General features: G+C 37.4%; 13 protein-coding genes. 7 read left to right on the top strand and 6 right to left on the bottom strand.

The annotated features are described in order from the left end of the window. Positions 1-2: 2 nt before the first annotated feature. Together H624_RS0109670 and H624_RS0109665 are read right to left on the bottom strand one after the other, a co-directional pair. Entirely contained in the window at positions 3-935 is a 933-nt protein-coding gene (locus H624_RS0109670) for an ATP-binding cassette domain-containing protein (RefSeq protein ID WP_026867405.1), read from the bottom strand. After that, positions 932-1,975: an ABC transporter ATP-binding protein gene (locus H624_RS0109665; protein WP_026867404.1), complete on the bottom strand. Its 1,044-nt coding sequence runs from the start codon at positions 1,973-1,975 to the stop codon at positions 932-934. Before H624_RS0109665 ends, H624_RS0109670 begins: the two co-directional genes overlap by 4 nt. A 301-nt stretch (positions 1,976-2,276) precedes the next feature. Here H624_RS0109665 and H624_RS0109660 point away from each other — a divergent pair, with 301 nt between their 5' ends. The 3 genes from H624_RS0109660 to H624_RS0109650 all read left to right on the top strand — a co-directional run bounded on the left by H624_RS0109660 (position 2,277) and on the right by H624_RS0109650 (position 5,752). Further along, positions 2,277-2,474, top strand: coding sequence for a YjzD family protein (locus tag H624_RS0109660; protein ID WP_026867403.1), 198 nt, complete (start codon positions 2,277-2,279; stop codon positions 2,472-2,474). A 102-nt stretch (positions 2,475-2,576) separates the two neighbouring features. Then, positions 2,577-4,073, top strand: a complete 1,497-nt coding sequence (gene glpK / locus H624_RS0109655) for a glycerol kinase GlpK (protein ID WP_026867402.1) — start codon at positions 2,577-2,579, stop codon at positions 4,071-4,073. Positions 4,074-4,096: 23 nt separating this feature from the next. Beyond that, complete coding sequence (locus H624_RS0109650) at positions 4,097-5,752, top strand: glycerol-3-phosphate dehydrogenase/oxidase (protein WP_035857224.1); 1,656 nt, start codon at positions 4,097-4,099, stop codon at positions 5,750-5,752. A gap of 55 nt (positions 5,753-5,807) precedes the next feature. Here H624_RS0109650 and clpB read toward each other — a convergent pair whose 3' ends face one another. Then, on the bottom strand, positions 5,808-8,405 hold the full coding sequence (clpB, locus tag H624_RS0109645) for an ATP-dependent chaperone ClpB (protein WP_026867400.1): 2,598 nt from the start codon (positions 8,403-8,405) through the stop codon (positions 5,808-5,810). Between the two features lie 152 nt (positions 8,406-8,557). On the opposite strand from clpB, the gene H624_RS0109640 reads away from it, so the two are divergent. Beyond that, positions 8,558-9,382, top strand: a complete 825-nt coding sequence (locus H624_RS0109640; RefSeq protein ID WP_026867399.1) for an undecaprenyl-diphosphate phosphatase — start codon at positions 8,558-8,560, stop codon at positions 9,380-9,382. A 92-nt stretch (positions 9,383-9,474) separates the two neighbouring features. On the opposite strand, the gene H624_RS0109635 is transcribed toward H624_RS0109640, so the two are convergent. Further along, entirely contained in the window at positions 9,475-9,771 is a 297-nt protein-coding gene (locus tag H624_RS0109635; protein WP_370545418.1) for a metal-sulfur cluster assembly factor, read from the bottom strand. A gap of 135 nt (positions 9,772-9,906) precedes the next feature. Between H624_RS0109635 and H624_RS0109630 the strand changes: the two genes are divergently transcribed. Genes H624_RS0109630 through H624_RS0109620 form a run of 3 tightly spaced genes read left to right on the top strand, consistent with a single transcriptional unit; the run spans position 9,907 to position 12,930 of the window. Beyond that, positions 9,907-10,728, top strand: a complete 822-nt coding sequence (locus H624_RS0109630; RefSeq protein ID WP_026867397.1) for a Cof-type HAD-IIB family hydrolase — start codon at positions 9,907-9,909, stop codon at positions 10,726-10,728. A 12-nt stretch (positions 10,729-10,740) separates the two neighbouring features. Beyond that, a complete protein-coding gene (locus H624_RS0109625; RefSeq protein WP_026867396.1) occupies positions 10,741-11,583 on the top strand; it encodes a DegV family protein in 843 nt (280 codons plus the stop codon). Between the two features lie 3 nt (positions 11,584-11,586). Then, entirely contained in the window at positions 11,587-12,930 is a 1,344-nt protein-coding gene (locus H624_RS0109620) for a CoA-disulfide reductase (RefSeq protein WP_026867395.1), read from the top strand. 55 nt (positions 12,931-12,985) lie between these two features. Here the strand turns inward: H624_RS0109620 and H624_RS0109615 are convergent, their stop codons facing one another. Continuing rightward, complete coding sequence (locus tag H624_RS0109615) at positions 12,986-13,840, bottom strand: aldo/keto reductase (protein ID WP_026867394.1); 855 nt, start codon at positions 13,838-13,840, stop codon at positions 12,986-12,988. Between the two features lie 153 nt (positions 13,841-13,993). Next, on the bottom strand, positions 13,994-15,406 hold the full coding sequence (locus H624_RS0109610) for an alpha-amylase family glycosyl hydrolase (protein ID WP_026867393.1): 1,413 nt from the start codon (positions 15,404-15,406) through the stop codon (positions 13,994-13,996). Between the last annotated feature and the right edge of the window lie 90 nt (positions 15,407-15,496).

Raw genomic sequence — 15,496 nt, 5'->3', positions numbered from 1 at the left:
CGTCACCCCTTTGCAGGTAAAGCAGCTTTATGCGTCGATGTAATATCAACTAACGGCAAGGCTCTACCATCTTCATCTAAATATTCATGGAAATGTTCATTGTATTGTTCTTTAACTGATTGACGTATATTTAAGTTTTCATCAATCTTGTCAACATCTGTATCAGGAATCGCAGCGATGAGTCGCTTCGTATACAAGTGTTGTGGGTTGTTGAAGATTTCTTCCGCTGTCCCTTCTTCAACTAATCTCCCTTGATACATAATCCCGATATGCTGACACATATGCCTCACTACCCCTAAGTCATGGGCGATGAAAAGCATAGTCAAGTTCATTTCCTCTTGGATGTCTTGCATGAAGTTTAAAACTTGGGCTTGAACTGATACATCAAGTGCTGAAACTGGCTCGTCTGCTATAATCAATTTAGGATTTAATGCAATCGCTCTAGCCACCCCTATTCTCTGTCTTTGCCCACCGGAAAACTCATGTGGATACTTGTACAAAGAGCCAGGTGGTAAACCTACTTTTTGAAGCAGTCCTAAAACTTCTGCAATCAACTCATCTTTCGTACGCTTATGATAATTTTTAATTGGTTCTGCAACAATATCAAATACCCTTTTACGAACATTCAATGATGAGTATGGATCCTGAAAAATCATCTGAATCTCTTTAGAATTTTTAACTGATTTCCCATTTCCACTGATTGTTTTACCGTTAAAGAGAATTTCACCCTCTGTGATGTGATTTAGACCAATTACTGCTTTACCAGTTGTCGTCTTACCTGAACCGGATTCACCTACGAGTCCATATGTAGTCCCTTCTGGAATATTTAGTGATACACCGTCTACTGCTTTCACGTGGTCTTTAACTGTGTTAAAGAATCCGCCACGAATTGGGTAATGTACTTTGAGATCTTTAATTTCAAGTAAATTACTCATTCTGTCACCTCATCTGCTTCTGCCATTTGTTGAGCTTCAACTGCAATGTTACTTCCTGTATCTGATTTCAAATAAAAGTTCTTATAGCAAGTACAGCGTACAAAATGCCCTGGACTGATTTCTCTTAGTTCAGGATTATGTTCATGTTCACTTTCATCAATCCATGGAATCCTTGGTGCAAATCGACATGAATCTCTTTCCATCTTATTTAATGGTGGCACAACACCTTCGATAACATGCAGTTTCGATCCTTGTAGTTCCTCATTTGGTAAGGAATTAAGAAGCGAACAAGTATATGGATGTTTTGGATCTTTAAACAATTCTTTAACCGGTGCAATTTCTACAATTTGTCCTGCATACATTACAGCAACTCTATCTGCCATCTCAGCAACAACACCTAAGTCATGAGTAATGAGCAGTACACCAGAGTTCAAATCATCTTGCAGTTCTCTAATCAAGTCTAGAATCTGAGCTTGAATCGTTACATCTAAAGCAGTTGTTGGCTCATCAGCAATGAGTAATTTTGGTCTGTTAGCTATGGCAATCGCGATAACTACGCGCTGTCTCATCCCACCAGATAATTCATGTGGAAAAGCATTTCCCACTCTTTCAGGTCTTGGAATACCTACCCGACCTAACAAGTCTATTGCATAAGCTTCACGTTCATCTCTGTCTTTTGTTTTATGAATTTTAAGCGTTTCCATAATTTGATGCTTTATTTTCATTAGTGGGTTTAAGGCTGTCATTGGATCCTGGAAGATCATCGCCAATTCCCCACCACGAATTCTATTCATCTTAGTTTCTTTTACTTTCATTAGATCTTTGCCTTCAAAAAGTACTTCCCCTTCTATTCTTGCAGCACGGTGTAACTTCATTAATGAAAATGCTGTCGCACTTTTGCCTGATCCCGACTCCCCTACCAAGGCCACAACCTCATTAGGTTTAATGTCGAGGGAAACATCGTCCACCGCTGGGTAATATTCACCATCGATCTTAAAGGATGTTGTTAAATTCTTAACACTCAGAAGATTTTCTCCCACTTATAATCACCTTAACTTTCCCTTTGTTTAACAAAATCCCGTTTGTTATTAAAGTTAATCTTTCATATGAGCTATTGTATATATTCTGTCACAAAATGACAATATAAATTTTCTTAAAATTTACAACTTTCTGTACAGAATTTATTATTATGCAGTTATGTATAAACGCCTTATCCCAATTCTAGAAAACATCGTTCTATTTTGCAAGCGTTTTCAAGAAATATTTTTTACGACTATACTTTGTTTTACTTTTCATGTAAAATAAATACTATAAATATGAGTTATCGGAGGCTTTTCGACGATGAGATACATCATTACTTTTTTCTGGGCATTCTTACTTACTCAGATGGTAAACTTTATACTTAACAGTCTCGCTGGCGGTGGTCCATTAAACTTCTGGATTGGTGTTATTCTAGCAGTGATCATTACATTAACTGTATTCGTTTTAGATATTCTGACTAAGATGTCAAGAGACACTCAATCAGGAAACGAGAATTAAACCGGATTTCTTTATGAAATCTGGTTTTTTTATATGCATTTTAGACATTCTATTTCTGGGTATACACATATTAAAAGTATTTTTTGTATTAGGAGGAAACCTATGAATAAATATGTGATGTCAATCGATCAGGGTACGACGAGTACAAGAGCGGTCCTCATCAATCAACAAGGGCAAATCATCGCCACAAGTCAAAGGGAGTTCAAACAGATTTTCCCTCACTCTGGTTGGGTCGAACATAATGCAAATGAAATCTGGAGTTCAGTCCTAAGCGTAATCAGCAGTGTACTCATTGAACACAATGTAGGTGCAGATGAGATTGACTCAATTGGAATTACTAACCAAAGAGAAACAACTGTCGTATGGGATAAACACACGGGTTTACCGATATATAATGCGATCGTTTGGCAATCAAGACAAACAACGGATATTTGTAACACCTTAAAGCGCGATGGTTACGAGAAGTTAATTAAAGAAAAAACTGGTCTATTAATAGACCCTTATTTTTCTGGTACGAAGATAAAATGGATTCTCGACAATGTCGAGGGTGCAAGGGAAAAAGCTGAAAACGGAGATTTATTATTTGGGACGATTGATAGTTGGCTAATTTGGAAATTTACTGAGGGAAATATTCACGTAACAGATTACACCAATGCAAGCCGGACACTCTTGTACAACATATATAATCTACAATGGGATGATGAACTTTTATCGATACTTAATGTACCGAAATCAATGTTACCAGAAGTAAAGTCTTCTAGTGAAATTTATGGTCATACAACGAAATCTCATTTCTTTGGTCATGAGGTGCCAATCGCTGGTATTGCCGGTGACCAACAAGCCGCCCTATTCGGTCAAACTTGTTTTGATAAAGGTGAAGCGAAAAATACCTATGGCACTGGATGTTTCCTTTTATTAAATACAGGTGAGGAACCGACAACGAGTGACAATGGTTTACTTACAACTATTGCAGCTGGTGTCGATGGTAAAATCACCTATGCCCTTGAAGGTTCAATCTTTGTTGCAGGTAGTGCAATTCAATGGCTAAGAGATAGTTTAGAATTTTTTCATGACTCTAAAGAGAGTGAAGATTATGCAATGACACTTGACTCTTCTGATGGTGTCTACGTTGTTCCATCATTCACTGGACTCGGTGCACCGTACTGGGACGCAGAGGCAAGAGGTGCGATATTTGGTTTAAGTAGAGGCTCGACCAAGGCACATATTAGCCGAGCAACCCTAGAGGCTGTTGCATATCAAACTAAAGATGTCCTTGATGCGATGCAAGTTGATGGGGCAACTAAAATTGATCGTTTAAGAGTGGACGGCGGTGCAAGTGCCAACAATTTCTTAATGCAGTTCCAAGCTGACATTTTAAATACGACGGTTGAACGTCCAAAAATTGTGGAATCCACTGCCTTAGGTGCTGCTTATCTTGCGGGTCTTGCCTCAGGATTTTTTGAATCCCAAGAAAAACTGAGGGAGCTCAGTGAAACTGAATCAGTTTTTGAAGCGAAGATGGAAGAAAATAAGAGAAATCAATTGTACAGTGGTTGGCAAACTGCCATTAAAGCAACTCAAATGTTCAAAACCAACTAAACATAACTAGTAGGAGGGAAACAATGTTAAACGCACTGACAAGAGCACACCAAATTGAGCACATGTCTAAAACAGAATATGATTTACTCATCATCGGTGGTGGTATCACTGGTGCTGGTATTGCTTTGGATGCAACAATGCGCGGTTTAAAAGTTGCCTTAGTCGAAATGCAAGACTTCTCTGAAGGTACATCGAGCCGAAGCACGAAACTTATTCATGGTGGTTTAAGATATTTAAAACAACTTCAGATTGGTGTTGTTAAAGAGACTGGTAGAGAAAGAGCAATCGTCTATGAAAATGGCCCACATGTTACCACGCCGGAATGGATGCTACTCCCTTTTAGAAAAGGTGGTACTTTTGGTGAATTTACAACTAACATAGGGCTAAAGGTTTATGATTCTTTAGCTAAAGTAGAAAAAAATGAGCGTCGTCATATGCTTTCTAAAAAGGAAGTTTTAGAACGTGTCCCAAATATTAATAAGAAGGCCCTCCAAGGTGGTGGCTATTATGTTGAATATAAAACTGATGACTCAAGACTTACTATAGAAGTGATGAAAAAAGCAGCTCAGTATGGTGCAGATTTAGTGAATTACCTTAAAGCAGATGGCTTCATCTATGAAAAAGAAACAATTAAAGGATTAAAAACGACCGATCAATTAAGCGGTATCACACATAATATACTTGCCAAAGCTGTCGTTAATGCTGCTGGTCCATGGGTTGATGAAGTGAGAGCATATGATAAGGATGAACCTGTTTCAAAAAAACATCTCGTGCACACCAAGGGGGTACACCTCGTTTTTAAACAAGAGGATTTCCCGCTCACACAAGCAGTCTACTTTGATACAGAAAATGATGGCAGAATGATCTTTGCCATCCCAAGATCCGGTAAAACCTATGTAGGTACAACGGATACTTTTTATACGGATGATAAGAAGAATCCTGTTGCTGATGCTAAAGATAAGGCTTATCTAATTGAAGCCATCAACTTTATGTTCCCTTCACTCAACCTAACACATGATCACATCGAATCATCTTGGGCAGGTATTCGCCCTCTTATACAATCATCATCAAGTAAGAATGCATCAGATATTTCAAGAAAAGATGAGATTTGGCACAATAATAGTGGCTTGATAACCATTGCTGGTGGCAAATTAACAGGCTATCGTCATATGGCTGAAGAAATTGTTGATGAAGTATCACTTTATTTGAAGAAAAATTATAAGATGCACATTGCTAAAGTGTCTACTAAAAATGAACCGATATCAGGTGGAGACGTTGGTGGCTCAATCGGTTATCATAACTTTGCAGACAATATTAGTCGAAAAGCACAAAGCTATGGACTCACTTTAGAAGAAGGTCATATGCTTGCACTTAAGTACGGTTCTAATGCAGAAACGGTATATCAATACGCAGGTATTACTAACGACTCAGAAGAAAAGTACGGCTTACCAAAAGCCCTCTACGCAGAAGTAATATACAGTATTCTGCATGAAATGGTTGTTAAACCGACAGATTTTCTCATTCGTCGTAGTGGTAAGTTGTACTTTGCAATTGAAGAAGTCATGCAATATCGTCAAGGCATTGAAAAGCTTCTATCTGATACCTTTAGTTGGACTGACAGTCAGTATGAACAGTATGTCAGTGAACTTGACCGAGCGATTGCTGACACAAAACATTAATAAGTAAAAAACTGGACCATTGATTATAAAATCTATGGTCCAGTTTTTTATAAAATTATTCTTCTTCGATATTAAATACTAATTCATCATCTTTTATGTCAGCTTTTATTCTTAACCCCTCTGACATATCCGCTTCAATCAACTTACGTGCAAGCGGTGTTTCAATATTTCTTTGGATAAACCGTTTCATTGGACGTGCACCAAATTGTGGTTCATAAGAGCTTTTTGCTACCCAAGTTTTTACTGCATCAGATACTTCAATTTCCATGTGTTGATTTCTTAAGCGTGTATTTAAATCACTAATCATACGGTCAACAATGGCACCCATGTCTTTCTCAGTTAATGGACTGAACATGACAATATCATCCATACGGTTGATGATTTCAGGTTTAAAGTATTTATGCACTTCTGACATGACAATCTCTCTTGTTTGATCTGTTAACTCCCCACCTTGTACAACTGTATCTAGTAGATGTTGGGAGCCGATATTTGAAGTCATAATAATGATAGTATTTTTAAAGTTAATGATACGCCCCTTTGAATCTGTTAGACGACCTTCATCTAAAAGTTGAAGTAAGATATTAAAGACATCAGCATGCGCTTTTTCTACTTCATCTAAGAGGATAACTGAATAAGGCTGACGTCTAACCGCTTCAGTTAATTGTCCACCCTCTTCATGACCAACATAGCCTGGAGGTGCACCGATTAATCTTGAAACAGAATGTTTTTCCATGTACTCAGACATATCGATTCTGATCATATGTTTCTCAGAGTCAAACATTGTTGAGGCTAAGGCTTTAGCGAGTTCAGTTTTACCGACACCCGTAGGTCCTAAAAATAGGAAGCTCCCGATTGGACGATTCGGATCTTTAATACCCGCTCTTGCTCTAATTACTGCGTCAGCAACTAAATCGACAGCTTCATCTTGACCGACGACACGTTCATGAAGAATGTCCGATAATTTCAAGAGTTTTTCCTTTTCAGTTTCAACAAGTTTTGTAACCGGAATACCTGTCCATTGGCTCACGATAAAACCAATTTCCTCTTCGGTCACAACTTCTCTAATAATTCTATTGTCAGATGATTCTTCTTGTTGCATTTCTTGTTCATATTCTTCGAGTGCTTTTTCTAACTGTGGTAATTTACCATGTCTAAGTTCTGCCGCACGTTCAAGCTCATAATTGTTCTCTGCGTCTTCTAATTCCTGACGTACTTTGTCAACTTCAGCTCGTTTGTCATTCACTCTTTGAATTTGTTCTTTTTCTTTCTCAACTTTGTTTTGAAGTGTAGACTGGCTCTCTTTCATATCCGCTAATTCTTTTTGGAGTTCGGATAGACGCGCTTGTGAAACTTGGTCATCTTCTCCTTTTAAAGCTTGTTCCTCGATTTCAAGTTGCATTACCTTACGATTAATCTGATCAAGTTCAGTTGGGTTCGATCCCATCTCTGTTCGTATCGTCGCACTCGCTTGGTCCATGAGGTCAATTGCCTTATCTGGTAAGAAGCGATCTGTAATATAACGGTCTGATAGTTCTGCAGCTGCAACAAGGGCACGGTCTGTAATTCTTACACCGTGGTGCACTTCATAGCGCTCTTTTAGACCGCGCAGAATTGAAATAGTATCCTCTACATCAGGCTCTGGTACTTGAACCTTTTGGAAACGTCTTTCTAAGGCAGAGTCTTTTTCGATATATTCACGATATTCGTTTGTTGTTGTTGCCCCAATACAGTGTAGCTCACCTCGTGCAAGCATAGGCTTAAGCATATTGCCTGCATCCATTGCACCATCAGTTTTACCAGCCCCAACAAGCATGTGGATTTCATCAATAAATAGAATAATTCTTCCTTCAGATTCCTTAATTTCTTTAAGCACAGCTTTTAATCGTTCTTCAAACTCACCACGGAATTTCGCACCCGCAACTAGTGAAGTAAGATCGAGTTCAAAAACTGTCTTATCTAAGAGACTATCTGGAACATCCTTACGTACAATTCTTTGGGCAAGTCCTTCGACAATTGCCGTTTTACCCACACCAGGTTCACCAATTAGTACTGGATTATTTTTTCTCTTACGACTTAAAATTCGAATCGTATCTCTGATTTCTTCATCACGACCAATGACCGGATCTACCTTACCATTTCTGACTTCTTCAACAAGGTCACGCCCATATTTTTCTAATACTTCATATTGATTTTCAGGATTTTGACTCGTCACGTGGTTACCCCCTCTTATTTTCTTCACTATTTCTTTAACAACTTCATCCTTATTACCTACAGCACTGCTTAAAATATCATCAATTTTTAGCGCTGCTAGAAATATGTGTTCCTGAGAGATATAATCATCTTTCATATCAACCATAAGTTTTTCTGCTTCATTATATAACTGCGAAAAACCTTGCGACATATAGACACCATATTCTATATTATCGCCACTTACCTTATTGTATTTTGCTAATTTTTCATCATAACGTTTAATTATATTATCAATGTTGATGTTTGCTCTTTCTAGAATGTCAGCACTCATGCTATCTTCAATCAATAGCATTGCTTTTAGTATTGACTCTAGCACAATTGCCTGAAGTTTAAGATCAACTGTCAGACCTTGAGCACGTTCAACGATTTGTTGAACTTTAACTGTCATCTTATTTATATCCATTTAAACCACCTCTAATCAATAAATTAAAGTGTTTGACCAAATTTGACCATAACTTAATTATACACTTTAAGAAGATTAAATCAAGTAATTGATAGCAATTTAAGACAATTTGTCTTATATTAAATGATGTACATTTTAAGGAGGATCACCTCATGGAAATCATTACTATTATCAAATATGCTTTTCTTGGTTTATTACAGGGCATTACAGAACCAATTCCCGTATCATCTAGTGGTCATTTAGTCATTGCCAGGGAGCTATTCAATATCGAAGCACAAGGTCTTTCTTTTGAAATATTTTTAAATACGGCTTCCCTTATTGCAATCTTGTTCATCTATCGAGATGATATCATTAGTATCATCAATAATTTGTTTAGATATTTATTTAAAGGCGCGAGAGACGATGATGCAATTACTGATTTTAAATATACGATTTGCCTAATTATCGCGACGATTCCAGTTGGTGTTGCAGGGCTACTGCTTAAAGATGTGATCGGTGATAATATTTCTGTTGGCTTCGTAGGACTTATGCTGCTTGTAACAGGTATTGCACTTTGGTTTATTAAAAATAAAAGAGGCGATAAGAGGGATGGAGACCTGACAATTAAAGATTCTATAATAGTTGGTCTATCTCAATGTATAGCATTAACACCTGGAATTAGCCGCAGTGGTGCAACAATTGTTGGTTCCATTGCAGTTGGTCTTAGCCAGAAAAACGCATTAAGATTTGCATTTCTTCTTTATATTCCAGTATCTCTTGGTACAGCTTTAATATCCGTTGGAGATATCGTTAACGACCCTAACATGGATACACTATGGTTAGCATATTTAATTGCCTTTATTATTACCCTTATCGCAACATATTTTGCAGTTAAATGGTTACAAAATGTGATGGAAAAAGGTAATTTGATTATCTTCGTTTACTACTGTTTTGCTTTAGGCGCTTTTTCAATCCTATATCAGTTTATTTGGGCATAATAATTCAATGGATCCAATCGGTTAACAACCAAATTCACCACAATACAAAAAAGCTATGAGAAGATAATTCTTCTCATAGCTTATTATTTATATTAGCTTACACCAAGTGCAATTTTAGCGTAACGACTCATCTTGTCTTTGTCCCATGGTGGATTCCAGACGATGGCTACTTGAACATCATTTACCTCAGGTAGTTCTGAAAGTACGTGCTCAACTTGACCAATAATTTGTGGTCCCATTGGGCAACCCATTGAAGTTAAAGTCATTTCAACACCTGCTGTACCTTCGTCATCTAAATTTACACCATAAACTAAGCCTAAGTTTACAATATCTATACCGAGTTCCGGGTCAATGACATTCTCTAGCGCACCGTACATGCTTTCTTCCATTGCTTTATCCAACATAATCACTCCTCACCTAGTATATGTAATACTTACTATACCAAAAATTATACATTCGATAAATATAAATGCTATTATTGAGAAGAAACATTATTCTTACATACTGACAAAAGGGAGATTTATATGGATAAGCATTTAATTTGTTTAGACTTAGACGGCACACTTTTAACTGATGAGAAGAATATCAGTCCTTACACAAAGAAAGTGCTGACAACGTTGAAACAACAGGGCCATGAGCTAATGATTTCAACTGGCCGTCCGTATCGTGCCAGTGTACCCTACTATAAGGAATTAAAAATGACGACACCTGTTGTAAACTTTAACGGTGCTTTCGTCCACCATCCTACAGATTTTGACTTCCAAATCATGCATGAAACATTGGATAAGGAAGTTACAAAAGAAATTGCTAAAAAAGTTCCTGAATTAAATATTAAAAATATTGTCGCTGAAATTAAAGATAATATTTATATCCACTATCACGATAGCGTCCTATTCGACGCCTTCACCATGGGCAACCCTAAAATAAGTGTTGGCGAACTTCAAGATACAGTTACAGAGGACGTTACTTCTATTCTTGTTCAGGCAGAAGAGAGTGAAATGCCTCATATTCGTAAGACTCTAGATGAGTTATTTGCTGAAGTAATCGAACAACGTCGCTGGGGTGCGCCTTATCCTGTCTTAGAAATAATCAAAAAAGGTATTAATAAGGCGGTTGGTGTGGATTACGCCAGAGAGTATTTGGGAATTCCACAAAGTAGAACAATCGCTTTTGGAGATGAAGACAACGACACTGAAATGCTACAGTATGTTGAACATGGTGTCGCAATGAAGAATGGTATCGACGATATCAAAAATGTGTCTAAATATATTACAGAATATAACAATAACAATGACGGTATTGGACATTTCCTTAATGAATTTTTCGATCTCCGTCTTAAACCATAGGGAGGGTTATCTATGAAATTATTTATTGATAGTTGCTCAGATTTAAGCTTAGAACGTGCCAAGGAGTTAGACATTGAAGTGCTCCCTTTGAAGATTCAACTCGACGACAAAAGCTACCTAGACCAACTCGAGATAACTAGTGATGAAGTCATCACAGCAATCAAGGAAGGTAAAAGACCATTAACAAGTCAACCAAATCCCGAAAGTTATTTTGAGTTGTTTGAGGCATATGTAAAAGAAGGTACACCAATCATATACCTTGGCTTTTCAAGTGAACTTTCCGGGGCATTCCAAAGTTCAGTCATTGCACGTGATAACATCCTAGAACAACATCCTGAAGCTGATATCACATTGATTGATTCATCTGCTGCAAGCTATGGGCTCGGAATGCTAGTCGAACGTGCAGCATCTTATATTAAAAACGGTGACGACAAAGATAAAATCATTAAAAATATTGAAACAGATGTCGCTATGATCAGACACTTGTTTACAGTTGATGACTTAAATTACTTAGCCAAGGGTGGACGTTTATCGAAAGGGTCAGCATTTTTAGGTGGCTTATTAAATATTAAACCCCTTCTACACGTAGAAAACGGTCAATTAGTACCTGTTGAAAAACACCGTGGACTTAAAAAGGTATTTAGACGTATGACAGAACTCGTAAAAAATGAACGTGCAACCGGACTCGCTCACATTACTCATGCTGATGCCAAAGAAAATGCAGAGTTATTAAAAGCACAAATTCTAGAAAATACAGATATAACAGAAGTTAAGATTTCTAGTATCGGACCGACAATTAGTTCTCATACTGGCGCTGGTACCGTCGCCTTATTCTACTTTCAAGACGGGCGCTAAGTTATGGTAAAAATTGCTGTTGTCGGTGGGGTCGCAGGTGGTGCCACTGTAGCCTCTCAAATCCGACGACTTGATCCAAATGCTGATATTACAATTTATGAGCGTAATAACGAAATAAGTTACGGGGCATGTGGAATGCCCTATCACATTAGCGGTGAGGTAAAATCTAGGGAAAGCCTCATTAACATGACACCGGAGAAATTTCTAGATAAAGATATCAAAGTGTTAATTAATCATGAAGTCACAAAAGTTGATTCTGATAACAACACTTTAACCGTACTTGATAAAGATAATAATGACTATAAGACGGTCATTTATGACTACTTAATCTTATCACCGGGTGGCAGTCCGAAAGTCCTACCTGCCTTAAAAGATGTACCTCAAAGTTTCCCACTTCATAAGATACAAGACCTAGATGCTATCATGGCTTACATTGACAAATATAATATTAAAGAAGCCGTCCTTGTCGGTTCAGGTTATATCGGACTCGAAGTAACGGAAAACCTAAGTGAACGTGGCATTAAGGTAACGATGTTACAACATGATGAAAGAATTTATAAAAAGATTGAAGCTGACATGAATCATGTCATACACCAAGCTATGGAAGATCACCACATTGATCTCAGACTTAACGCTGAAATTAAAAGTGTCGAAGGTGAAACCTTGACACTTAACAATGGTGAAGAAATCCATGCGCCATTGATTATTAGCGGTATAGGTACACAGCCCAATACAGTATTCCTCAAAGGTTCAGGCATAAATCTAACTGATAAAGGTCTGATCTCAATCGATTCAAGTGGCCGAACGAACCTAGACAATGTCTATGCACTTGGAGATGTGATTGAAACAGTTTACCAGCATGTGCCAGATGTGAAAGTTCAATCATTACTGGCTTGGCCAGCGCATCGCCTGGCACATATAATTGCCAATCAAATCGCAGGTGATGAGAATATAAGGCACGAAGGTTTACTAGGGACAAATATTGTGAAATTTTTTGACTATGCGATTGCATCAACGGGCCTGAGTGAAAAAGAAGTCATGAAATTCCCTCACCTAGTTGTCGACCAAAAACAAAAAAATAAGTCAGGCTACATGTCTACAGCTGAACCTATTAATATCAGAGTCTACTTCCATAAAGATACACATCAGATTTTAAGAGCAGCCATTGTCGGTACAGAAGGTGTCGATAAACGTATTGATGTACTTGCAACACATATACGTTTAGGTGGAAGTGTCTTTGACTTAATTAATATAGAAATAGCATACGCTCCCCCGTTCTCTAGTCCAAAAGACGTCATTAATATGGTCGGTTATAAGGCGATTGCTAAAGCAAATGAAGCTCAATAAAAATATCCATCCTAAGTGGATGGATATTTTTTACTATATTTTTCTTTGACTGTGTTTATACATACTCATGATATTCATAAGGGTCTTGGCCTTCAACACGGCCATCCTCCCCTTTATCAAGCGCATCGATTTTTTCTATATCTTCTTGGCTTAAGTCAAAATCAGTCGCTTCAATATTTTCTTTCTGATGCACTGGATCAGCTGATTTTGGTATGGCCATGACACCCGCTTGATAGTTCCAATTGATAATAATTTGAGCAGGTGTCTTATCATATTTAGCTGCAATTTCTTTGATTGTTTCATTTTCAAGCACATCGTTTAGATATCCTCTACCAAATGGACTCCATGCTTCTGTTAGAATGCCTCGTTTTTTATTCTCTTCTACCATGCGTTTATTATTGAAATAAGGATGACGTTCCACCTGATTTGTAGCTGGAGTCACACCCGTTGCATTGATAATATCATCTAGGTGATCCGGTTCAAAGTTAGATACACCAATGGTTCTAATTAAGCCTTGTTTTTGGGCATCTACAAGTGCCTTCCATGCTTCAACGTATTTGCCATCATCTGGATTTGGCCAATGAATTAAATACTTATCAAAGTACTCCAATCCAGCACGTCTCAACGATTCTTGAAGAAAGATAAACGCCTTATCGTAGTCGTGGTGTGAACCCGGTAATTTTGAGCTCACTAATATTTCTTCACGGTGTAATTTAGAACGTCTAACCGCTTCACCAACAATGCCTTCGTTGTTATAGTTTGTTGAAGTATCGAGAAGACGGAAACCACTATTTAGTGCATTAAGAATTTCAAACGTTCCCTTATCTCCTACTAAATCAATTGTACCTAGACCAACATACGGCCAAACCGTCTTGTCATTGAGTACAAATCCTTTTTCATTTATAGTCAAAATCTCATCTCCTTATAATTTCTTGCTAAAAGATGACTAAATAACTTATCTGATATCCACTATATAATATTTCCGTTTCGATACAACTTTAAACATTTCTATACGAAAAGACCTCGGTTAGTCACCGAGGTCAATGTCTAACTACTATTCGTTTTAAAATTTGCTATTTTTTCGTTTCTTAGAGCGTGAAGCTGCTACCCAAACAAAGATTGCAAATAAGCCGAAGATTAAAATACTTGCATAAAGATATCCATTGTTAAAACCTGCCTCTTCGATGATTGAATACAGTTCAGTTTCTTCTCTATCTAATACTGTAATAAATTCACCTTCATGCGGGCGAATCATATCACCTATTAACATCCCGCTATAGACTTTACCATCTTCACTCGCCGTTTGCTCAAAAGTGTTACTCTGAGTTTCAGAAGTATTATTCATATTAAAGACAAAATCTACATCGTTTGTTTTGTATCTTACAATATATTGCCCTGCTTCATTTAGTAAGGTCTCTGTTTCACCTGCAGCCATTACTTGATGTCTGTCATATATCATACTAATGTTCTCTAAATATTCTACAACTTCTTTATCTGTCCATAGGTCCATCTGCGGGTGAATTTCCGGGTAAGAATCACCATTAAATGCAACTTCTGTTCCATAAGTCATGGCACTTGCACCTTGATAAGCATACAGATAGTTTGCTAACTGTTGAACTCTCGTTCCTGGGAACATATTGTGACTTGCAGCATGATGTGTAAAACGTTCTGAGAACCAGTGATCTGCAAGTACTAATTCATTGTCAGTTGGAAACTCTGGTATTTCAATATCAACACCACCAAGTGCATTCGCAATGCTTGATCTGAATTCATTATGAGACACGTGATCGAAACCTTCAGCTGTCATGCCATCTATCGTTAAAATGCCATAAGAAGGTATATTATCTGGAAGAAAATCATTTCCATTTAATCCATCTTGGTTTAAGAACATACTAATACCATCTACATCATAAGTATCAACGAAGTTTTGCACCATATCTTTATATTGACTCTGGTTATCAGCATCACTTAGATCAATGATTTCACGGTCGATGTCTTCGTAATATGCTGTTTCAATGTCATTGAATTCTAGATTTTCCAGTGCTGTATAGTCCTCAGTTGCTGTCGTTGGCATGTCTACAACGATTTTCATATCCTGATTATGTACTGAATCTATAAAATCCTGAAATGCTTCCGCCCCACCATAAGCTTCTGAAATCTTATCATAGGAAGTGACGTCATAACCCAAATAGTCATCTTCAGCACGTTCTGTAACAGGAGATAACATGATTGTATTAAAGCCCATATCTTTTATGTATTCTAAATGTTCTTCTATACCAACGAAATCACCACCGAATGGTTGGTCATTATCAGGATCTTCATGAACACCGATATCATTTGATTTATCATTGTTTAAGAACCTGTCGACTGGAATCATATAGATTTTTTCTTCAGCTTGCTCTTCAGCAGACGATGGATTTACCATCGTAAAGAACAAAGCGAAGGCAGTAAACAAGAGTGCAATCATTCTTTTCATATAATATCCTACCTTTTTATCTTATAGTGCTAAGTATACTAAAGTTCACTTCAAATTTTCTTTCTTTCACGAATTGTTCATAAAAATATT

Source organism: Jeotgalicoccus marinus DSM 19772 (assembly GCF_000425825.1).
GTDB classification, from domain to species: Bacteria; Bacillota; Bacilli; order Staphylococcales; family Salinicoccaceae; genus Jeotgalicoccus; species Jeotgalicoccus marinus.
Note: the sequence above shows the minus strand (reverse complement) of the source record. Positions and strands in the feature narration are given on the sequence as shown.

What these genes read in the sequence shown, in the direction of transcription:
- H624_RS0109670 (WP_026867405.1), bottom strand. Translation starts at nt 935, where the DNA reads ATGAGTAATTTACTTGAAATTAAAGATCTCAAAGTACATTACCCAATT.
- H624_RS0109660 (WP_026867403.1), top strand. Translation starts at nt 2,277, where the DNA reads ATGAGATACATCATTACTTTTTTCTGGGCATTCTTACTTACTCAGATG.
- glpK (WP_026867402.1), top strand. Translation starts at nt 2,577, where the DNA reads ATGAATAAATATGTGATGTCAATCGATCAGGGTACGACGAGTACAAGA.
- H624_RS0109650 (WP_035857224.1), top strand. Translation starts at nt 4,097, where the DNA reads ATGTTAAACGCACTGACAAGAGCACACCAAATTGAGCACATGTCTAAA.
- clpB (WP_026867400.1), bottom strand. Translation starts at nt 8,405, where the DNA reads ATGGATATAAATAAGATGACAGTTAAAGTTCAACAAATCGTTGAACGT.
- H624_RS0109640 (WP_026867399.1), top strand. Translation starts at nt 8,558, where the DNA reads ATGGAAATCATTACTATTATCAAATATGCTTTTCTTGGTTTATTACAG.
- H624_RS0109635 (WP_370545418.1), bottom strand. Translation starts at nt 9,771, where the DNA reads ATGGAAGAAAGCATGTACGGTGCGCTAGAGAATGTCATTGACCCGGAA.
- H624_RS0109630 (WP_026867397.1), top strand. Translation starts at nt 9,907, where the DNA reads ATGGATAAGCATTTAATTTGTTTAGACTTAGACGGCACACTTTTAACT.
- H624_RS0109625 (WP_026867396.1), top strand. Translation starts at nt 10,741, where the DNA reads ATGAAATTATTTATTGATAGTTGCTCAGATTTAAGCTTAGAACGTGCC.
- H624_RS0109620 (WP_026867395.1), top strand. Translation starts at nt 11,587, where the DNA reads ATGGTAAAAATTGCTGTTGTCGGTGGGGTCGCAGGTGGTGCCACTGTA.
- H624_RS0109610 (WP_026867393.1), bottom strand. Translation starts at nt 15,406, where the DNA reads ATGAAAAGAATGATTGCACTCTTGTTTACTGCCTTCGCTTTGTTCTTT.